Below are 20,181 nucleotides of genomic sequence, written 5' to 3'. Positions count from 1 at the left end.
AGAAAGCTCTGCCCTCGCCGTGCTCCATCGAACTACGTCGCGGATCTCCGGGAAACCAGCATCGACTCGACAATCCGCCGAATGGCTGCATGAACTTCTTCCACAGGTCGGTCCGCCCGGACTACGGCTATTCGGTCCGCAGCACGCACGGCCTCCTGCAGAAACCCGTCGCGGACTCTCTCCAGAAACTCCCGTCCGCGCGATTCCAGACGATCGAGCGTGCGATCGATCCTGGCTAATGCTTCCTCGACAGGCATATCGAGCACAACCGTCAGGTCCGGTAACAATCCGCCGGTGGCAAAGAGACCGATCTTCCGAACTTCTTCCACGGGAAGGCCACCACCGTACCCCTGGTAAGCGATATTGGAAAGCAGGTACCGGTCGGAAACCACAATTTTTCCGGCCGCCAAAGCCGGTCGAATGGTCTCGCGAACAAGTTGCGCCCGGGCAGCCATGTAAAGGAGTGTCTCCGCTTCGAGGCACATGGGGATGTCATCGCGATGAAGGAGAATCGAACGGATGGATTCTCCCAGTACGGTGCCCCCGGGATCGCGACAGCGCGTCACGACGTGGCCCTGCTCCTCCAACCATCGGCAGAGCAACTCGACCTGCGTCGTTTTTCCGGTTCCGTCTCCACCTTCAATTGCAATGAACATCTTAGAAGACACCAACTCAATGTACCGGTCCTTGGCCACAGCAAATGCAGGAATGGCTCGCCCGACTGATCAGCAAGCCGCACGCGGAAATGATGGCCTGAACTTTCAAGCCTACCAGGGACTGGAGGTTCTGGAAACACTGGGCACGACCGAATCCCCGAAAGCACCGGCGTGGGGCGCGTGGGCATTGGCGGGACGCCTGCCACGGCGTTCGTTGAACTGCGGAGGGGCACGCTTGTCGTGCCCATTGAAGGCGAGTGGATAATCGAACGTTGATATGCGGACCTGACAAGCAGGTCCCTCCGAATGCGGATTCCGAAAGGTCGGAGGGGCACGCTTGTCGTGCCCACGAAAAGACAATCGATCGTCCAACCTTGACAGGTAAGCGTGACGGGCAGGTCCCTCCGGCGTTGTAGGGGCAATTCATGAATTGCCCCTACTATTGAACACCTGTCGTAGTTCCGGGACAAGTTTGGCGGACCTGACAAGCAGGTCCCTCCGAATGCGGATTCCGAAAGGTCGGAGGGGCACGCTCGTCGTGCCCGCGAAAAAAGATTGGATTATCGATGGGCGTTTATCGGACCCGACAAGCGGGTCCCTCCGAATGCACACCTGACAAGCACCTCCGTCCGAAGTGCCATGGCCCGGTTGGGACCGGGTCCTGCAATGCAACCAACCCTCGATCCCCTCTAATGATCCCGACGGCGCGGAATCCGTGTCCATTGGCGGGACGCCTGCCACGGCGTCCGTTGAACCTATCATTTGAGGGGGGCGGCTTTATCGGGTACAATGCATGCGCCGTTTTTGGAGGAGTCATTGTCACTCGCGATGACAAGACTCCGGGTGCTTTTCTTCAGTCCGAAAAAGGGAGGTGGCTCATGACTCTTCGCAAGTTCATTCCGGCGGTGACGCTTTTCCTTGTAAGCATGGCCTGGGCAAGCGGCGAGGAATTCCGCCGCTGGTCCGACGTGACCGGCCGTTTCACTATCCAGGCACGACTCATCACGGTGGACGGCAATCTCGCTATCCTGGAGCAGAAGGATGGCACGAAAGTGGCCGTGGAGATCGAAAAACTGAGTCCCCAGGACCGCTCCTATTTGGATAGCCTGATGGCCGAGAACCCATTTAAGCCATTACGGGAGGATTCGGCAAAGCAACCGGAAGTCGCCCGGCCGTCAGAAGAGCCACCAGCCCCACCCGAACCGAAGTCGCCACTGCCAAAGGCACCATCCGGCAAAGAATCTTTCCAACCATATTTTCTCGCCCATGGTGGGCCGGTGGCCGTCAACTGGACAGCCGTCAAACCGATTTCGGTTAATCCGGGAGTGGGCTGGCAAGTCATGGTCCCGGAAGTCGCGCTGCCCAGCCCCCAGCCCAAAACCATCGCACTGCCACCCAAAACGGACTTCTTCGATGAAATCAGCGCGATGGTCGTTCATCCCCAGGCGAAATGGGCGGTTGTCAAATTGACGAATCGTCGGCCAGGGATGCCCAGAACATCGGAACGGATTGTCATTTGCGATCTCACGTCGGGGCGGACGGCGGTAGCCTCACGTTCTGGACCCGCGCAGACCCCGCTGGCAATTTACTGCGAGGGCACTTCTTCCCGCCGCTATTTTCTGTTCCGCCGGGACGAGTTCGGCTTTGGAAACCAGGACACGTTGTTTATTCACAGCCTCATTCCCGCTTCGGGAAGCGAGGAGGGAAAACTCGACTCTCCGGTTTCGCTCACCACGCTCGCGACATGGGTTCCGTATGACACGAAAAAGGGTGTTGGACGGGATGTGAAATGGGCTGATTTCCCCGATGAGCGGACGCTGGTCACGTGCAGCGGCGATGGACTCATCGCCATCTGGAACCTGGAAACGATGCAGCCTGAGGCAAGTCTCCCCACGGGATTCGGACATGTTCCCGCGCTCAGTCCGCATCGTCAATGGCTGGCGTTTGCCACCCGGAACGAAGTCGGCATCCTGGATTTGAAAAGACGGCAAGTGATCGCGGTGCAACAGGCTCCGCAACAGCTAAATTTCCCTGTGCTCGCGTTTAGTCCTTCGGGGCGGCAACTGGCGTCTCTGGCAAATCGATCGTCTATCCACGTTTGGGATGTAGCGACGGGCAAGCTCGAAGCGAGCTTTTCACTGCCCACCGGCCTCGCCGTTCAAAAGGACACCCTCGTCTTTCCTCACGACGATTTTGTTTTGATCGGAAATCGCTATCTGTTTCACTGGAGGTCGCAACTTCTAGTCTGGGAATATGACGATCTTGGGCCCACGGCGACAGTGGGCGATCTCGTTTGTGCAGCGGTGGACCCCCGAGCAGGGAGCGAGACTGGGGTGAGGGCTCTCGTGCTGACGCACGTGCCTCATGCCGCGGCGTTTCAGGCGATCGATCGGGCTCTCCATAACCCGGAAACCTTCGCCTTCCGAAGAGGCATCCCTGTAAAAATTGACGTTTCGGCTGTTCCTGAAGACGGTCGAGAAAAGGTTCGAGAAATTCTCACCGAGCGGCTGCGGAGCATGGATTGCAACATCGAGCCTGACGCCCGGGTCGCGATTGTTGCGGCAGTCACCGGTCCCAAAGAACGCACGGTGTCATACATCCACTCCGGCGACTACAAGGTGAAGGAATACATATTATCGCTAAAAATTGTGGTCGGCACGCAGGTGCTTTGGGAAACATCCGCGGGGGGCGTTCCCTTCATTCTGTTTTTACGACCGGGCGAGAACGTGGGACAGAAACTCAAGGAATTAACGTCCAAACCCAATTATGAGTGGTTCAAGTTGGTGGCACTGCCGCAATACCTGCCGGACGTTCCTGTGAGAGGTACCGTCGCTCTGGGCCGCGGCCCTCTTCCAATAACTAACTGATCTTTCCGGCTTGCAGAGTCGCGGAGCGGGCAATGCTTCATGCCCATGGCATGCGGTCAGCACAATCGTGTTTTGCAGGCAGGCACTCGGCCAGCCAGAACTTGAGACGCGATTCATTCGGTGACTGCGAGTTGGCAGTGACAATTTATTTGCACATTAATGTCTATCAGAATAGACAGTAATAATTTTGTTGGTGCGATAGTTGACATATTGACAAACCGCGGTTAACCTACTCAACGGATCAATGGTTTGATAGAGCTTCAGAGCATCCCCGGCGATTCTCCCCCAGACCACAATTGTCCCCGATTAGAACTTGAAAGCGACTGCCAGCGCGCAGCGAGCGGATTGGCCTGCGGCTAACCACTGGTGGGCGTAGCTTCGCAAGTTTCGTAACACTCCCGCCAAACCGAGATCATCCATGCAACTTCGTTTTCTGTCGGCGATTGTGCAGCGATTGCACTCTCTCGCGGAAAGGTGCCCGCTCATGAGGAACTTTACCGTACTCGGTGTTTTATTATGTGCGCTCCTTGTCTGCCAGGGATTCGTGCGGGGGGAAGAAGCAACGAACATCTTTGAGAGTCCCACGCCACCCCAACCCGCAGGAGAGTTGGATCGCATTGTTTTCGCCAAGCTGGAGCAGCTTGGGATCAAGCCAGTCCTGTGTTCGGACGCCGTATTCGTACGTCGCGTCTATCTGGACATGCTTGGGAAATTGCCCACTTCCGCCGAGGTCCGGGAGTTTCTCGCCGACCAGTCCCCGGACAAGCGAACGCGACTCGTGGATCGTCTCATGGAGCGCCGTGAGTTCGTGGATTACTGGGCCATGAAATGGGCTGACACCCTGCGGATTAAGGCGGAAATTCCCGTCAACTTGTGGCCCAACGGGGCGAGAGCCTTCCATCGATTTGTCTGGGCGTCGCTGGCAGCCAATAAGCCATATGACCAGTTCGTCCGGGAAATGCTGACGGCGAGTGGAAGTAACTTCCGCGTGGGCGCGGTCAACTTCTATCGCGCTGTGCAGGACAGGAGCCCCACGGGAATCGCCTCGGTGGTGGCTCTCACATTCATGGGTGTGCGAACGGATCACTGGCCCAAAGAGCGTCTGGACGGCTTGGCGGTGTTTTTCTCCCAGATCGCTTACAAACCCACGAGCGAATGGAAAGAGGAAGTGGTGTTCTGGGATCCGTGGGGGTTGCGACTGGTGCCCAGCAACTTCGTCCCGGGACGTGACACACCCGGCACAGTACGTCCCAAACCAGCGGATGAGGTCATATCGCCCGTTCCCCCTCCCATTTCGTCTGAACCCCTGGTGGGTGTCTTTCCCGATGGCACAAAAGTGACAATTCCTCCTGACAAGGATCCCCGGGAAGTTCTCGCCGATTGGCTCATCAGGCCGGAAAATCCGTGGTTTACCAAATGCATCGTCAATCGCGTCTGGGCGTGGATTATGGGGCGGGGCATCATCCACGAACCGGACGACATCCGCGACGACAACCCGCCGAGCAATCCGGAACTCCTCGCCTACCTGGAAAAGGAAATGATCCAGAGCGGTTACAATCTGCGGCATCTCTATCGGATCATTCTCACATCCCAGACGTACCAGTTCTCCTCCATTCCCCGTAATTCGTCCCCGGAAGCCATGGCCAATTTCGCGAGCTATCTCCCGCGGCGGCTGGAAGCCGAAGTGCTGATCGACGCCATCAACGACATCACCGGAACAAGCGATTTGTATACGAGTGCCATCCCCGAGCCGTTCACTTACATGCCGCGCGATGTCTCTGCAGTGTCGCTGGCAGATGGGAGCATCATCAGTCCCTTCCTCACCCTCTTCGGACGATCGGCCCGCGCCACAGGCGCATTCAATGAGCGATCCAACAAGCCCACGCCCTCCCAATGGCTGCACATGCTCAATTCCAGCGCGATTTACAGTAAACTGGTAAGCGGGCCGAAGCTCACAGCGCTTTTCCGCTCAGGTCGTCCGATACCCGAGATTGTGGAGGAACTTTATCTCACCATCCTCTCCCGCAGTCCGTCTCCTGAGGAACTGCAAGCCTGCAGGGAGTACATTGAAAAATCGCGGGCCCGTACAGAGGCGATGGTTGACGTGGCATGGGCCCTTATCAATTCACCGGAGTTTTTGTATCGGCATTGAGCATGGAAATCACCTGTACAAAAAGTGTGATGCATGAGAGGGAGGCCCGACCATGGTGAAGGATGAACGTCTCACAGAAACGCGTGTGTCTCGCCGGGAGGTCCTCCGACATGGGGTGTACGGTGCAGGTGGAATGCTTCTGGGCAGCACCCTGGCAAAATCCATCGGTGCTCTGGAGGCCGCATCACCGACCGCACCCAAGATCGAGCCCAAGGCGAAGTCCATCATCCAGATTTTCCTCTGGGGTGGAATGTCCCATAACGACACATGGGACCCGAAACCCGGCACAGGACGGGATTATCTGGGCGAATTCACGGACGTCATCGAGACCAATGTACCGGGAATTCAGCTCAGTGGCCTGTTCCCCAAACTGGCCAAGCAGGCCGATAAGTTCTCGCTCATTCGCAGTATGACCCATGGTAACAACGGGCATGAGACGGCCGCCTACATCATGCAGACCGGTCATCTGCCCGGAGAACGCCTGGCCTATCCGAGCATCGGCGCCGTGTTCGCGTACTTTAAGGGCAAAGACTACAAGGGGATCATCCCCCCTTACGTCGTTCTTACCCGCTCCCCGGGGCGGTTCTCGGAAGAGGGTTTTTTGGGCCCCAACTACAAGTCGTTTGCGACCGGTGGTGATCCGAACGCGACACGGTTCGAGGTGGAGGGTGTCGTGGCACGGGGAATCACCGACGACCGTCAGAAGGCCCGACGCGAGCTGCTGGACAAGCTGAACACGTTCGGCCGCTTGGTCGTGGACCATCCCGAAATTGCCCTCGCGGAAGAGAGCAAGCGAACAGCGTATGAGCTGATCCTCGGGCCCGGTCGAGAGGTATTTGACCTCAGCAAGGAAGACCCGAAACTCCGCGATGCCTACGGCCGGCATACGTTTGGCCAGTGCTGCCTTGTCGCGCGACGGCTGGTGGAAGCCGGAGTTCCCTACATTGTCATCAACTATCCTGGCGGGTGGGATACACACAGCAACCATTTCGCCACCATGCGGCGGCAATGCCCGCAGCTTGACGAAGGGCTGGCCATGCTCCTGCAGGACCTCCACGATCGCGGCCTCTTGGAGACCACACTTGTTTGGTGCACGGGCGAATTTGGGCGAACGCCGAAGGTTTCCTGGGAGCCACCGTGGAATGGCGGACGACACCACTATGGTAATGTGTTCACCGTCCTTGTGGCCGGTGGCGGCTTCAAGGGTGGCCGGGTGGTGGGCGCCTCGGACGAAGTGGGCGCTGCTGTCAAGGAACGGCCGGTTTACCCAGTGGACCTCCTGGGTACGATTTACGCCCTCGGTGGTATTGACTACACGGCCAAACTCCCGCACCCGGAAGGCCTGGATGCCCCCGTGCTTCCAGAACCCAATGACCGCGTGAAGTCCGCGGGCCTGCTGACGGAATTGATCGCCTGACCGGGAAAAAATGAGGGTTTGACACTCCCCTGTTGTGTCAGACGGCCTGAACAGCGGAATACCTGCCTGCGGAACGGGCAGGGGCAGTGTCAGAATGCCCACGCTTTAAGACAAAGACGAGCGTTGGCGGACAGGGTTTCCTGAACACAGATGATCCCTGCCCGTTGATGTCACCTATTGAGAGGCGATTTCCAAACAGGACTGGAACGTGGCTTTGACTCTGTGAACCTGGCTACGGCCTGGGATCGTGGTGGAGGCGATTCATCAATGAAAAAGAAATGCCTTCCTTTCTTCCTCGCAGTGCTGATCGCGATTCTGACGGAACACATCGCTCTGCCACAGCCTTACATCGGGTATGTCTATCCTGCGGGGGCCCAGCAGGGCACGACGGTGCAGGTTCGTCTCGGCGGCCAGCGACTTGCCATCCCTCAAGGTGCGATTGTCTCCGGAAAAGGGGTGGAGGCGAAACTCGTGGAGTACCGCTGGTATCTCAACAATCAGGAAGTCGCCGTCATGCAGGAACAGCTCCGAATCCTGGAAAACCAGGCCAAGGAGAAGGAAAAAGCCGGCCAGAAGATCGATGAAGCCACGCAACGCATGATGGACCGACTGCGCGAACGGATCGCCGAATGGCAGAATTTCCCGGCCAATCGGTCGATCGTGGATCTGGCGATCGTGGAAATCAAGGTGGCTCCCGATGCCGATCCAGGTCCGCGCGAAATCCGGCTGGTGACCACGCAGGGCCCAACCAATCCAGTCGTGTTTTACGTCAGTCAATTCCCCGAGGTGGTCCGGAAGCCGCTTAAATCGTGCCCCAAACCGATCCTCGGCAATGAACAGGCTGCTGAAATCCGCCGTCCGCCGGAAGAGAAAGAAGTTAAGGTGAGCATCCCCTGCGTGGTGAATGGACAGATCGCGCCTGGGTTTGTGGACGCCTACCGCTTCGAGGCCAAAAAGGGTCAGCGATTGGTGATTAAAGCGTCCACGCGAGAACTGATTCCGTACATTGCGGACGCGGTACCCGGTTGGTTTCAGGCGGTACTTACTCTCTATGACGCCAATGGTCGCGAGGTTGCATTCAGCGATAGCTTTCGATTCGACCCTGATCCCGTCATCTATTACGAGGTCCCGGAAGACGGTGAGTATGTGCTCACCATCTCCGATGCCCTTTTCCGGGGCCGGGAAGATTTCGTCTATCGGGTCTCCATTGCCGAGGCGCCCTTCATCACGCATATCTTTCCCCTGGGAAGCCAAGTCGGGCAACCCGTTTCCCTGGAGGTGAAAGGTTGGAATACGGAAGGCGCCCAGGTGGAAATGCCGCCGCAAGATGCTGGGCCTGGGATTCATTTCGTCCGCGCGGTCCGAAACGGCCTGGTTTCCAATCGTGTGCCGTTTGCGCGGGACACCCTCCCCGAAGTGATGGAAAAAGAACCCAATAACCAGCCAGATCAGGCCCAACCTGTTTCCCTCCCGGCGATCATCAACGGCCGGATTGATCAACCAGGCGACTGGGACGTTTTTCGTGTGGAAGGCAAGGCAGGCCAAACGCTTGTGGCGGAAGTCATGGCACGACGGCTGAACTCTCCGCTGGACTCCTTGCTCCGGATTACCGATGCGAGCGGTAAACTTCTCGCCATCAACGATGATTATGAAGATCCGGGAATGGGCCAGATGACGTATCACGCCGACTCTTACATCATGTTCCAGTTACCGGCGGATGGAACGTATCTCGTCTACTTGGGGGACACAACGCGACACGGCGGCGAGGAATACGCTTATCGCCTGCGATTAAGTGAACCACGCCCTGATTTTGCCCTCCGGGTAATCCCGTCAGCGTTAGCCATTCGTAGCCAAAGCACCGCCGCCCTGCGGGTGTACGCAATCCGGAAAGACGGGTTCGAGGGCGATATCCAGGTCAGCCTGAAGGATCCGCCGGAAGGTTTTGCCAATTCCCCGGTGATTCTTCGGGCCAATCAGGAAATGGTCTCGCTCGGAGTGAAGACTACACTGAAGGACTCCAACGGGGCGGTACCGCTCACGGTGATCGGGAAGGCCAAGATCGGCGACCAGGAGATTGTCCATGAGGCCGTCGCCGCCGAGGACAAGATGCAGGCGTTTCTATGGCGGCACCTGCTTCCCGTGGGAGACTTGGTGGCCCAGGTGTACGATCCTTCCTATCAGCCGCAGCCAAAGCGTACTCCGCCCCAGGTCCCGCCGGAATTGGTGGAGGCCGCTCGAAAGGCCATTAAGGAAGCTGGCCGGGCTCCGTTCAGCAAATCCCAGGTAGCCGGTCGCGTTCGGATGCTGAATGTGCTCTATGAGAACGAATTCCTGACGGACGAGTTTTATCTCGCCAAGATGGCCGAGTGTGCCGCGGCTGAGGAATAATCCCTGGAACGCGGCAACCGCCGCTCGTCGATGGCTCCAGCTCTCCAACGTTAGCCACACGGCATACCCTAGTTTGGGGGCACCAAGTGGCACCAAAGGTGGTAGACAAGCTCTCAGCGTCTGATTGTAGCCAGGGCTGAAACTCCAAACAAAAAGGACTGCGTCCGGTTAAGACGCAGTCCCTTGTTGAGCGAGGGCGACGGGACTCGAACCCGCAACCACCGGATCGACAGTCCGGTACTCTAACCAATTGAGCTACGCCCCCGTATCATTGGTCCTTTCTTATTTAGAATTTTCCTCAGCGCGGCCGATTGGTCAAGCCCCGCCCCCGCTGAGCCATTCCCATTTTTGCAAAAATCCATGGCATGCCACCAGCGCAAGGTGTTGTAGGACAATTCATGAATGGCCCCTACCGAAAGGCGAGTGACTTGGGGTGGATCATCCAATGTTGGCAAGCGGACGTGACAGGCATGTCCCTCCGAGTATTCGTCGGAGGGGCACGCTTGTCGTGCCCGCGCAAAGACAATCGATCATCCAACCTTGACAAGCGGACGTGACAGGCACGTCCCGCCAGGCACGGACCTGACAAGCAGGTCCCTCCGAATATGGACGGGCGAATATGGACGCGACGAGCACGTCCCACCGGGCTGAAACCTGCTCCTGCCCAAGGAGCGGTCCAGATCCGTGCCGCTTCCCGGCATCAAATGGGGATGACTCAGGTCCCGGGGACATTCGACCCGTGGTGAACCGCTTCCCTGCCCCGCACCAGACCCAAACGGCAGGCAGATGCCCCTCTCGAATTGGGGTTGCGACCCCACAAATAAAACGGTTTTCTGTCCTCGCAAAAACGTGTGTTAAACTTTTCACAGGGCGCCTCGATATGCGCCTTAGTTCTGATTTTGACAGCGGAGTGTGGAAGGTCTGTTGTACCATGCTTGAACGGTGCCTGTCGTTCGTGGATCGCTGGTTAGGTTATCTCGGTCCTCGCGAATGGTTGATTGTGGCCGTCGTGGGCCTTGCCGTGGGGGCCCTCTGGTTGCGCGGGTTCGGTTCGCGAAGTGACTACTGACAGATATCGCGACCGTGCCGCGGCCAATTCAGCCATTCGCTGAAGGAAGCCCGTTTTCGCTATCGGTTGCCACGACCGTTACAGACGCCGAAGCGGAAAGGTCTTCTTCTGGATACGCGTCGGGCAGTTCCCGCAGTTTGCCCGTCCAGGCAATGATATTGCCCAACAAGCGGACGTAGGCGTCCCCCACCTCGATGTAGCCGCCTGCCGGAATCTGCACTACGATCCGGTGCTCGCCCCAATCGACCATTCCGCCGATCCAATGAGGGGCCACGTCAAACGCAAGAGCGGCCGTCCGGCCGGCCACAAATCGCCCCACAACGAGCAAGGGCACCGTGTCCGCCACGGACACATCTAACCCGTTCGCATCGTCGGTAATTGTAAGACGGTCGCCAGCGAGCAGCGTGGTGCCCTGCGGCTTGGGAAAGATACGGTTGAACCCGGCGACCAGCGGCGGTTTATCCCAGGGAAGGCCGTCCGTGATGGGATGCCGTTTTACCATTCGAACAACGCACCCCTGCGCACAATTGACGCGGTCGTCAGACATACTGAGATAGACGGGCAATACCTCGGCGATCGGGCGATTCACGTATTCTCCCACGCGTCCGAAGTAGCTTTCCCAGCCGCCAATCATGAGGAGGCCCGAGCCCTGCTCGACATGTTCCTTGATCCGTTGAAGCTGCGGCAGGGTAAACCCGACCGATGGATAATCGCTGATGACGTAGAGGGCAAACGGTTCCTTAAGCAACTCATCCGCAACCCGTCGCCGACTTGGAACATGCTCGTACTCAAAGCCGCAGTACTCCATGACCCCGGCCAAATAAGCGGCTGGTCCCGTCAGTTCATCGTCGCCGAAGTAGCAAACGCGCGAAAGCATAAAACGACCTCATTCAGAATTTGCCCGCGGAAAGAGAACACTACGCTCCGTCACGGCCCTTTTCCATTGTTCTTCCAATGGGCCGCGATAACAAGCTTGGTCCACCGATCAGCCGGTAGAGAAAAAGATCAGCATCCAAGACGGCCGACTATGACCGCAGGCCGATTTCGTAAAGGTACTCGAGGGTGTAAATTCCTGTGTCGTGACCGTCGCTGAAGCCGATTTTGTAGGCATAGTTGCCCACCGGCGTCACTTCTTTGAGGGTGACCCGAGGAGCCTCTCCGGAACTGCCTCGCGCGTTTATCTCTTTGCACGTGGCGCAGGGACACAGTTGACGAAGCCGATCGGGAGGATAACGTGCGGTGACCCCGTCATTCCATTCAATGACGAGGTCACCACCTTCTAAACGCAGCGCGAGAGGTCTTGGGGAAGACATACGGAACTGTCTGCCAGGTTGACACCAGATGCATGTGAACGACGACTGAATTGCGACTCACGGTCGCGCCGAGCCACCCGACTGGGTGGAACCGGTGCCAGTCGGTTTGATTTCGGTGGGCCGACAGTACGACAGGGCCAGCAGTGCGTACGCCGTCACGAGATTGGGGTCGCCCTCCATCCAGCGATCCGCCGTGTTGACCCAGGACCCATCCTCGCGTTGACGTTTTGCCAGCGCTTCAAACAATTCAGCCCGCCAATCGTGCCGCCTTCCCTGGGCATCCACGAAGAACGGTTCTCCAAGAGCGTCCATCGTTTTGGCGAAGGTGTGATAGTAGTAGTAAAGCCCCTGCTGGCCCAGCCCAGGATTACTATCGAGGTCGTAGTGCTGCGCGATCCACCGCTTGGCCGCCTGGACGCGGGGGTCATCCGCCGTAAGACCGGCATAGATGAGGCTCTTCAAACCCGCATACGTCATCGATCCATAACTGCGAAGGCCACCCGTCGGGGTCTGACCGGCCATGCTCTGCCCGCCCGCAGCGCAGGTGTAATAAAAACCGCCATCGGGATTCTTACTGGCAAATGGGGTCGTATTGTACTCCGTCTCTAGATTCTGGCACCGCGAAACAAAGATGAGGGCCTTCTGGATAGCTGGGTCGTCCGGCCCACGCCCCACAGCGCGCAGGGCATCGATGAGAAACGCTGTATTGGAAAGATCGGGTCTCTTACTTCGGCCATAACCGGCACCCCCATAAAAATAATCACTGGGATTTTTGTCTTCACTCTCATCCCATTGAATGTCCTTAACGAACTTTTCGGCCCGGGCGATGACGTCTTTGTAACGCTCGGGATCAGCCCACTGGAAACACATCATGGCAATGCAGGTTTCGTAGTTTTTGTAGAAGCCCTCGGGCGTATAGATGCCGCCGTCCGGTTGGATCTGCTTTTCCAGATAAGCCAGGCCTGCGCGAACCGGCGGATCATGAGTAGTCAGGCCGCTCCGCACCAGGGCTGCCACAGCTAAAGCCGTAATACCCACCCCCGTTTCCGGAGAAAACGACCCATCCGGCATCTGATGCGTCACCAAGTAGTTGACGCCCTTATCCACACAGGTTTTGTACGCTGTCGGATCCGGACCGACCCTGACGGCGGCCGCCTCTTCGCCGTATACGCCTCCGCACGAAATGGTCCATAGCGTGATTGAGTGTATCGCAATTGCCACAGGAAGAATCCAAAATGAAAAACTACGCTTGCTCATGGTTTTTTCCTTCCTCTGAAATTCAAGTCCACCAGAAGATGCCCCCTCTTGGGCAAGGTCGGTCAGCTCAATAAAGCGATCGCGTTGGAGCTAAGCAAAATAAATACCAACGATTTTCGAGTTGTTTTTAGAGTTAGCCAGGGGATCGCGATTTAACTTCCGCTCAATTGCCAACTTAGATTATAGGGAATGGACCGCGTTTGTGTGACACGACTGATCGAATTCCGCGGCCACGTTGGGTTGTGTTGCGCCGATCGACACGCGTGTCGAGATCATCGACACACGGTTGAGCCGTGTTCCTCGGATTTTTCCCGCGTTGACTCGGGCTCCTCGATTCCCAGACGCTTCATCTTTTTGTAGAGCGTCGTGCGGTTGATCCCCAGGGCTTTGGCCGTCGCCTGCCGGTTCCAGTTGTGCATCTCCAGCATCTGTAGAATAATCTGCCGTTCGGGAAGCTGGAGTGCCTGTTTTAACGGAGCTTTTTCCGGAGGGCCCAGTCCAGGGGTAAGAGCCGCCGCGACATCCGGGGGGAGGTCCTCCAGGGTGATGACCGGTTTTCGGCCAAGAAGGACCGCCCGTTCAAGGACGTTCTGAAGCTCACGCACATTGCCGGGCCACCGATATGCCTGGAGGGCCGCCAGGGCCTCATCGCTGAGGGTTTTCAGTGGTCGTCCCATCTCCTCGCAGATGCGTTTCAGGAAGTGCTCCGCGAGAAGGGGAATATCCGACACACGCTCCCGCAGCGGAGGCAACTCGATGTTGATGACGTTGATCCGATAATAGAGGTCCCGTCGGAACCGTCCTTCCTGGACTGCCTTTTGCAGGTCTTCGTTGGTGGCCAGAATAACCCGCACATCCACCGTAATCGTCTCCGTACCGCCCACAGGCTCAAACTGGTAGTCCTGGAGAACGCGGAGGAGTTTCACCTGGAGTGCCGGGCTGGCCGTCCCAATTTCGTCGAGAAAAATCGTGCCTCCATCCGCTTGCTTGAATTTTCCGATCTTGTCCCCAGTGGCGCCGGTGAAGGCCCCCGCCACGTGGCCAAAGAGTTCGCTTTCCAGGAGTGTCTCCGGCAACGCTCCACAGGCAACTTCCACGAACGGTTTGTCCCGCCGACTGCTCCGTCGATGAATGGCACGCGCGATCAGCGACTTGCCTGTGCCACTTTCCCCGGTAATGAGCACGGTCGCTTTTGTGTCGGCGACAGCCTCGATGACGTCGTACACGCGGAGCATCCGGTGGTCCCGCCCCACGATGGCATCCAGGCCGTAACGCATGTCGAGCTGAGTCTTCAGGTTTTTGTTCTCTTCGACCACGCGTTTCTGGTTGAGCGCCCGCTCAATGGCTACCTGGAGCTCCTCGTCGATGAGGGGTTTGGTGAGAAAGTCAAACGCCCCGGCACGAATCGCCTCCACTGCCAGGTCCACGGAACCGTAGCCGGTCACGAGAATGACTGGCATCTCCGGGTAACGTTCCCGGCAGAACCTGAGGACATCAAAGCCGTCGCCGTCGCCAAGTCGGATGTCCACAACGGCAACGTCATAGGACCGCCTCGCCAGTTCGCGGAGCGCCTCCTGTACCCCCGTGGCAGTGTCCACGCGATAATCCTGCTCCCGCAGCCAGTTGGCCATCGCCTGAAGAAGGTGACGATCATCGTCAACGAGCAAGAGCGCTGCCTTGGGCATGAGGTCACCTGCTGAATCGAGATCAACCCTTGAGGGGGGAACTCTCAATGAGAGCCAAGACCGATAACCCGTCGAGAAGTATCTACCTTATGCAAGGCTGATAGTCAACATGCGCAATCTGGGAAACATGGCGAACTCTTTCGAGAAGAATGCGAAATCTCGGCGTGGTCGGATACCATCAGAATTGGGGGGGCGATCCCTAACTCACCTTGGTGGTGGTTTGCTTTACGCCTATAGGGTGGTAGGATTATTTTTCAGATAGCCCTCGGGGGCAAACTCCCCCTGATGGGAAGGATTGCCTAAATATCTTATGCAAGCAGGCGGAACGAATGGTCTCAAACCTGGAGGGACCGTAAGATGGCGATTCGAGTTCTCATAGCCGACGATCATGAAGTAATCCGCTGGGGTCTGAAGGAGCTTCTCAAGGGCTCTGATATCGAGGTTATCGGTGAGGCGGCCACTGGTGCCGAAACCGTGGAAAAGGTGAAGACCCTCCGCCCAGACGTACTCGTTTTGGACATTCGCTTTCCCGACCTGGACGGCCTGGAAACTTTGGTGAAAATTCGCGAAGAAGGCCTCGACACTCGGGTGGTTTTGCTTTCCACCTATGACTATCAAAGCTACGCTGCGAGAGCCGTTGCCCTTGGGGTATCGGAATACCTTCTCAAAGGGGCCGGTCGGGACGAGATCATTCGGGCAATTCACGCCGCGGCAGCCGGCGAACCGCCCAAGGTCGATAGCCGACTGGGGGAGGTCATTCAGGCGATGCAATCCAAGCAGCCCATCGAGGATGATATGGTCCAGCTCACCCAGCGGGAGACTCAGGTGCTGCGGCATATCGCGCTGGGACTTTCCAACAGGGAGATCGCCAACTCGCTGGACATCAGTGTGGAAACAGTCAAGGAACACGTGCAAAATATTTTACGAAAATTGAACGTGAACGACCGCACGCAGGCCGCCGTTTGGGCGGTAAGGAAAGGCCTCGTCTAACGAACCGGCAAAAGTGATCGCCTCTCGAGCGGAACGCAAAAATAGACGACAAGCACCCTGATATCGCAAATTCAGTGGCAAAGCTGCGAAGCCGGGGGCGTCCCTGTTATTTCTGGATGCTCGGCCCCCACCTTCAAGTGGCTGGGGTATTCACACCTGGGTATTTTCAACACCCATCGGCGAAGGAGAGCAAGATCAAGAGGATCGCTGTTGCGCCGCCTGAATCTGTACATAGGCAAGGCGAAGTTCGTGCAGCATCTGTTCCAGGGCCTGTTTCTCTTCCGGCGTGATGTTTCCGCTTGTCTTCTCATAAAGCAGATTGATTGTGTCGATGAGGTGCCGGGCCCGATTCAGCCGTACCTCGACCTTGCCAGTCAAAGGATCGGGCAAAAGCCCCAGGGCGGCCAGAGCCTGCATGGAAAAGCTGCTGGCCAACCCGGTGAGGGTGGGCGGGGGTAATGGAGGATCACCCTCCCCGGGCGACGAAGATGACTGGCGCTGCTGGCGAGTCTCCCGTTTTTCTTTTTCCACCCGGGCTTTCCACTCTTCGTCCACAACAATTCGCTCGTCAGCCGATCCCACTTGTTCAGCCGACTTTTCGGGCTGACCGGATTGCTTTTCCGGCCGATCCGATTGGGCATGTGAATCGCCTGCCCACATGTTTGCTTCCTCCGATGCCTCGGTGAGTTGAATCCATCCTGCGTTATCGGTGGCCTTCCGGGCTCCGGCAGGGCCAGCGTAGCATTGCCGCGAGCCTTCTCACGAAAGCTGCCGCGTCCTTGCCTGCATTGCCACCTGCCATTCCGGGGTGCAAGACAGAGAGAATTATCTCCCGCGCAAGCGATTAGTCCACGCGACTGCGTAGACAGGCCCGCTCGTATTTGGTCGCCACTTTAATTTCAGTTTCTGATTCCAGCTATCCAAGTCAAGAGTGAGGAAACCCGAAGTTCCCCGCCGGAAGTGGTAGATGCAACGCAGGAAATACGGGAAAGGACGAGTTCTTTTCGTCTTCTTTTCGTCGTGCTCTGCAAAAAGCGCCCACCATTTGCAAGGAGCCCGTCGGATCCCGCCCGGGCAATTCCCGCCGGTAGGGAGAATTCAGGAATTGGTCCTGCAACACAAAAGTGCGGCCGATCGGGGGCGATTCATGACAAGCCCTAACCGATCTTGGAATCCGCGGCGGATCGTGCTCCTCTCGGATGTCACCGAGAATTTGACGTTGCCCGAGTTTGCCCAGTTCCGCTATACTCGCCCTGTTCCGCATGAAGCTTAGCACAGAGGCGTTGTGGCGAAAATCCCGAAGATCGGGCGCCGGCCAATCTCCGGCGCTATGCCCTATTTCGGAGTAATCAACTAGCCCGAGGCTCGGTCAGATTCTTGCTGCCCCCGGCCAGGTTTAAAACGCTTTCGGCAAGGAAGCTGAAACGATGGATTTTGCCGCGTGCGGTGAAACAACGCGCCAGCCGCCTTCGGTGTCTGTGGTGATTCCGCTTCACAACGAAGCGGGCAACATTGAGACCTTGCACAACGAATTGAGCGAGGTTCTGCAATCCCTCAACTGCCCCTGGGATATCTACTACGTGGACGATGGTTCCACCGACGAAACTCCTCAAAAGCTGTCTCAGATTGCTGAAAAAGATGGCAATGTCCAGGTAATCTTTCTCACACGACGCTTCGGTCAGGCCGCGGCACTCCGCGCGGCCATGGACGCCTCGCAGGGGGACGTCATTATCACGCTCGACGGAGACCTTCAGAACGATCCGCGGGACATCCCGCATTTTCTGGCGAAGATCGCGGAGGGCTACGACATCGTTCATGGCTGGCGACTGCACCGGCAGGATTCCTACCTGAGTCGCCGACTTCCCTCCCGGGTCGCCAACTGGCTGATTCGCAAACTGACAGGTGCCCCCACACCCGATCTGGGTTGCGGGATACGTGCGATGCGCCGCTGGGTGGTGGAGCATCTCGAACTGGTGGGCGACATGCACCGCTACCTGCCCATCCTGGCCCGCGACCTGGGGGCAAAAAGCACCGTGATTGTCGTGAATCACCGGCCGAGAAGATCTGGAAAAAGCAAATACGGACTGCGCAGATTCTTCGCAGTTCTGGCGGACTTGCCCCTGATTGTGTTCCTTACCCGCTATCGATGGAAACCCATCCGCCTGATGGCAGCCTTATCTGCTATGGTGGGATGCCTGGGGACCATGATGGCGGTGCCGGGACTGGTGTGGACCGTCCTGGGGCGTTTGCCCCTCGGCATCCCTCTTTTGGCAGCAGCGGTTGTCTCTTGGGGGATGAGTCTGATCCTTCTAGCCGTTGGGCTCCTCGCCGAACTGCAGGTCCGCCTGGCCATGTCTGGGGGAAGGAACGCCCCGTATCTGGTCCGCTCTTTGGTGTCAAATAGACACGAGGCCAAAGTTGTTCGATTTCCAGAGCCGTCGCCACGGTTGAACTCGGGCCGCACGGGATCGTACGGTTAGACGTTGCGTATCGCGGTTGCCCTGAAGTTCTGCCTCGTGCATACTTCTCTCAGGGGAATCGGCTCCGGTCAAGCACGGAAAGATCCGTCAAGATCCGTCGCATTCCACGGCCAACGTGCTCGATGTTTTGCGGCTGGCAGGGCCTGGTCATGGCATGCGCCTCAGATGATACAGCCGCAAGGTGCTTGGGGGTGGCAGCGGCCCCGCACGAGGTCGGTCTCGATTGGGCGGCAAGGTTTCCCATTTAAGCAAGTAAGATTCTTCGGCCGGTGGTTTCCCCGAGTCCCAGGCCAGGCGGACCTCCATTCCCGGAAATTCAGATTCCCGTCGCGCAATCTCCGCAGGCAAGCGGACAGTGTGCAGACAGGTGTCAATCGGACGCAGTGTCTTTTCGTCCAGAACCCAGGTGCCGCTTCCGTACTGACTGTGACTGAACTTCTGAACGAGGTATCCCGCCTTTGCAATCTGGACGGGGCCGGCTGTGATTTCCGCGCCGATACTTCCTCCTCCGGAAAACTCCCATCGATACTCCCAGTTACTCGTCTGATAAATCACCCATCGATCGTTTTCCCACCGGGCGTTGTAGATTTGGCTTCGGCCTGCCTGGTCGTATTTGTGATAGGTGACGATGGGCCGGCGCTGGCTGTCGAATCCTACATGATGCCCGACGTTGATTAGTCCCAGTTTGATGGGCACCGGATCGACAATTACACCTGGCGTCGCTGGTGTGATGGGTAAGTTGAGAGGTCTGCCATCCACCGTTTCCCAGTGGACGAGATCGCGGCTTCGGGCGTAGCTGATGTCGTGGTTGGTGCTGCAATCCGGCGTATCCCGCCACATCCAGCAGAGATGCCACATCCCGTCTGGGCCCAAAATCGGCCCCGACGGATACGCGCTCATTTCTTCTCCCCCATCCAACAGTGGGACCGGCAAAAGCCGCCGCCAGGACTGCGATTCCGCGTCATAAACGTTAAAAAGTTGGCGTCCACGGCCGCTGGCGCCGTCGCGGTAATAAAAGACGAGATCACCGTTTGGTGTGGTGATGAAATGAGGATAGGTGACGCGGTCTTCATTTTCCCCAACCATTTTGTGGATGGGAATTAAGCTCTCCAGATCGTGGGGCCTGGTCATCCGAAAATGAATGAGCGGTGTGACGTGCATGTTACCACTGACATGAAGGTACCCGCGTTTGTCCACTGCCATCACGATGCTGTTATGACTGTCCCATCCCACCGACGTTGGCAGCTTTTTGAAGCGAAAAGGTGATTCATCGAGTTTCCGCTGTCCGACAACCAGTTGTCGCTCGGCGTCATAAAAGGCCACGTACTGGTAGGGCGGAACTGTAAGCAGAAAGAAGCCCACCGGATGGCCAGCCCAAGCCGGCCCAATTTCCCAAGCGTCCAGGATTTCCCACTTCTCCGTGACAAGATCGCAAGGTGCGTTCGCCGCGCACGCCACCGCAAGGCAAGTCCAGAAGAACGCAGACATGAATCCGTCCTCTCCACGAAAAAGGTGTCTTTTTGAGGCTGACCGGTGTCGAGTTTCCTCAGAGTATAACTGGAAATCGTTGACCGGGGAGAGGTCCGGAATCGGCAATCAACTTGAGAGATGATGCGAGTCAGGCGTTCCACGTGCCACGAGAGGGGAATTGTTGCGAGCACTGCCCCGCCGCCTGTGTCGGAAATGTCGATAAACTCGCCTCTCTTTAAAAGGGCGGCTTTAAATTTAAAAGCACGGCTTTAAATCGCTTTAAATCGAGGTTTTACAAGGGCCGCCCCCGAGGGCGCACCCGTGAAAGCTTTGAGAACTACGCTATTGAAATCGAAAAGCACGCAATAGGAAAGAAACGGAAAAGGATCAATGCCCTGGAGAGGATTCGAATTTACTTTCAAAACACTGATTTTTTC

At 57.4% G+C, this 20,181-nt stretch carries 15 protein-coding genes and 1 tRNA gene; 8 read left to right on the top strand and 8 right to left on the bottom strand.

All coding sequences use genetic code 11. The features are described 5' to 3' along the window. Window positions 1-32: 32 nt before the first annotated feature. Entirely contained in the window at window positions 33-656 is a 624-nt protein-coding gene (tmk, locus tag THTE_RS15530) for a dTMP kinase (RefSeq protein WP_095416293.1), read from the bottom strand. A gap of 878 nt (window positions 657-1,534) precedes the next feature. Between tmk and THTE_RS15520 the strand changes: the two genes are divergently transcribed. The 4 genes from THTE_RS15520 (at window position 1,535) to THTE_RS15505 (ending at window position 9,480) form a co-directional block, all read left to right on the top strand. Continuing rightward, window positions 1,535-3,523, top strand: a complete 1,989-nt coding sequence (locus tag THTE_RS15520) for an SHD1 domain-containing protein (protein ID WP_157732157.1) — start codon at window positions 1,535-1,537, stop codon at window positions 3,521-3,523. 418 nt (window positions 3,524-3,941) lie between these two features. After that, window positions 3,942-5,675: a DUF1553 domain-containing protein gene (locus THTE_RS15515; RefSeq protein ID WP_095416290.1), complete on the top strand. Its 1,734-nt coding sequence runs from the start codon at window positions 3,942-3,944 to the stop codon at window positions 5,673-5,675. Window positions 5,676-5,727: 52 nt separating this feature from the next. Continuing rightward, the gene (locus THTE_RS15510; protein WP_095416289.1) at window positions 5,728-7,092 is read left to right on the top strand and encodes a DUF1501 domain-containing protein; all 1,365 of its coding nucleotides are present in this window, start codon (window positions 5,728-5,730) and stop codon (window positions 7,090-7,092) included. A gap of 267 nt (window positions 7,093-7,359) precedes the next feature. Continuing rightward, on the top strand, window positions 7,360-9,480 hold the full coding sequence (locus THTE_RS15505) for a PPC domain-containing protein (RefSeq protein ID WP_095416288.1): 2,121 nt from the start codon (window positions 7,360-7,362) through the stop codon (window positions 9,478-9,480). 191 nt (window positions 9,481-9,671) lie between these two features. Here THTE_RS15505 and THTE_RS15500 read toward each other — a convergent pair. Beyond that, window positions 9,672-9,745: transfer RNA gene (locus tag THTE_RS15500), tRNA-Asp, on the bottom strand. A 666-nt stretch (window positions 9,746-10,411) separates the two neighbouring features. On the opposite strand from THTE_RS15500, the gene THTE_RS18095 reads away from it, so the two are divergent. Continuing rightward, window positions 10,412-10,549 (top strand): hypothetical protein, encoded by a 138-nt coding sequence (locus THTE_RS18095; protein WP_157732156.1) that lies wholly within the window; start codon window positions 10,412-10,414, stop codon window positions 10,547-10,549. Window positions 10,550-10,577: 28 nt separating this feature from the next. On the opposite strand, the gene THTE_RS15495 is transcribed toward THTE_RS18095, so the two are convergent. From THTE_RS15495 to THTE_RS15480, 4 genes are all read right to left on the bottom strand, one after another. Next, the gene (locus THTE_RS15495; RefSeq protein ID WP_095416287.1) at window positions 10,578-11,426 is read right to left on the bottom strand and encodes a glutamine amidotransferase; all 849 of its coding nucleotides are present in this window, start codon (window positions 11,424-11,426) and stop codon (window positions 10,578-10,580) included. Window positions 11,427-11,574: 148 nt separating this feature from the next. Then, on the bottom strand, window positions 11,575-11,862 hold the full coding sequence (locus THTE_RS15490) for a gamma-butyrobetaine hydroxylase-like domain-containing protein (protein WP_095416286.1): 288 nt from the start codon (window positions 11,860-11,862) through the stop codon (window positions 11,575-11,577). A gap of 57 nt (window positions 11,863-11,919) precedes the next feature. Next, window positions 11,920-13,119, bottom strand: coding sequence for a prenyltransferase/squalene oxidase repeat-containing protein (locus THTE_RS15485; protein ID WP_095416285.1), 1,200 nt, complete (start codon window positions 13,117-13,119; stop codon window positions 11,920-11,922). A gap of 272 nt (window positions 13,120-13,391) precedes the next feature. After that, complete coding sequence (locus tag THTE_RS15480; protein ID WP_095416284.1) at window positions 13,392-14,804, bottom strand: sigma-54-dependent transcriptional regulator; 1,413 nt, start codon at window positions 14,802-14,804, stop codon at window positions 13,392-13,394. 357 nt (window positions 14,805-15,161) lie between these two features. Between THTE_RS15480 and THTE_RS15475 the strand changes: the two genes are divergently transcribed. Then, the gene (locus THTE_RS15475) at window positions 15,162-15,794 is read left to right on the top strand and encodes a response regulator (RefSeq protein WP_095416283.1); all 633 of its coding nucleotides are present in this window, start codon (window positions 15,162-15,164) and stop codon (window positions 15,792-15,794) included. 195 nt (window positions 15,795-15,989) lie between these two features. Here the strand turns inward: THTE_RS15475 and THTE_RS15470 are convergent, their stop codons facing one another. Continuing rightward, complete coding sequence (locus THTE_RS15470) at window positions 15,990-16,454, bottom strand: DUF1844 domain-containing protein (RefSeq protein WP_095416282.1); 465 nt, start codon at window positions 16,452-16,454, stop codon at window positions 15,990-15,992. Window positions 16,455-16,941: 487 nt separating this feature from the next. Between THTE_RS15470 and THTE_RS18555 the strand changes: the two genes are divergently transcribed. Beyond that, the gene (locus THTE_RS18555) at window positions 16,942-17,067 is read left to right on the top strand and encodes a hypothetical protein (protein ID WP_257789933.1); all 126 of its coding nucleotides are present in this window, start codon (window positions 16,942-16,944) and stop codon (window positions 17,065-17,067) included. A 154-nt stretch (window positions 17,068-17,221) separates the two neighbouring features. Continuing rightward, window positions 17,222-18,274, top strand: a complete 1,053-nt coding sequence (locus tag THTE_RS15460) for a glycosyltransferase family 2 protein (protein ID WP_095416280.1) — start codon at window positions 17,222-17,224, stop codon at window positions 18,272-18,274. A gap of 147 nt (window positions 18,275-18,421) precedes the next feature. On the opposite strand, the gene THTE_RS15455 is transcribed toward THTE_RS15460, so the two are convergent. Further along, on the bottom strand, window positions 18,422-19,762 hold the full coding sequence (locus THTE_RS15455; RefSeq protein ID WP_095416279.1) for a BNR repeat-containing protein: 1,341 nt from the start codon (window positions 19,760-19,762) through the stop codon (window positions 18,422-18,424). Between the last annotated feature and the right edge of the window lie 419 nt (window positions 19,763-20,181).

This window comes from Thermogutta terrifontis (assembly GCF_002277955.1).
In the GTDB taxonomy this organism is placed as follows: Bacteria; Planctomycetota; Planctomycetia; order Pirellulales; family Thermoguttaceae; genus Thermogutta; species Thermogutta terrifontis.
This window is presented reverse-complemented; position numbering and strand designations above follow the sequence as displayed.

Excerpts from the sequence above, each read along its gene's own strand:
- tmk (WP_095416293.1), bottom strand. The coding sequence starts at position 656 with ATGTTCATTGCAATTGAAGGTGGAGACGGAACCGGAAAAACGACGCAG.
- THTE_RS15520 (WP_157732157.1), top strand. The coding sequence starts at position 1,535 with ATGACTCTTCGCAAGTTCATTCCGGCGGTGACGCTTTTCCTTGTAAGC.
- THTE_RS15515 (WP_095416290.1), top strand. The coding sequence starts at position 3,942 with ATGCAACTTCGTTTTCTGTCGGCGATTGTGCAGCGATTGCACTCTCTC.
- THTE_RS15510 (WP_095416289.1), top strand. The coding sequence starts at position 5,728 with ATGGTGAAGGATGAACGTCTCACAGAAACGCGTGTGTCTCGCCGGGAG.
- THTE_RS15505 (WP_095416288.1), top strand. The coding sequence starts at position 7,360 with ATGAAAAAGAAATGCCTTCCTTTCTTCCTCGCAGTGCTGATCGCGATT.
- THTE_RS18095 (WP_157732156.1), top strand. The coding sequence starts at position 10,412 with ATGCTTGAACGGTGCCTGTCGTTCGTGGATCGCTGGTTAGGTTATCTC.
- THTE_RS15495 (WP_095416287.1), bottom strand. The coding sequence starts at position 11,426 with ATGCTTTCGCGCGTTTGCTACTTCGGCGACGATGAACTGACGGGACCA.
- THTE_RS15490 (WP_095416286.1), bottom strand. The coding sequence starts at position 11,862 with ATGTCTTCCCCAAGACCTCTCGCGCTGCGTTTAGAAGGTGGTGACCTC.
- THTE_RS15485 (WP_095416285.1), bottom strand. The coding sequence starts at position 13,119 with ATGAGCAAGCGTAGTTTTTCATTTTGGATTCTTCCTGTGGCAATTGCG.
- THTE_RS15480 (WP_095416284.1), bottom strand. The coding sequence starts at position 14,804 with ATGCCCAAGGCAGCGCTCTTGCTCGTTGACGATGATCGTCACCTTCTT.
- THTE_RS15475 (WP_095416283.1), top strand. The coding sequence starts at position 15,162 with ATGGCGATTCGAGTTCTCATAGCCGACGATCATGAAGTAATCCGCTGG.
- THTE_RS15470 (WP_095416282.1), bottom strand. The coding sequence starts at position 16,454 with ATGTGGGCAGGCGATTCACATGCCCAATCGGATCGGCCGGAAAAGCAA.
- THTE_RS18555 (WP_257789933.1), top strand. The coding sequence starts at position 16,942 with ATGACAAGCCCTAACCGATCTTGGAATCCGCGGCGGATCGTGCTCCTC.
- THTE_RS15460 (WP_095416280.1), top strand. The coding sequence starts at position 17,222 with ATGGATTTTGCCGCGTGCGGTGAAACAACGCGCCAGCCGCCTTCGGTG.
- THTE_RS15455 (WP_095416279.1), bottom strand. The coding sequence starts at position 19,762 with ATGTCTGCGTTCTTCTGGACTTGCCTTGCGGTGGCGTGCGCGGCGAAC.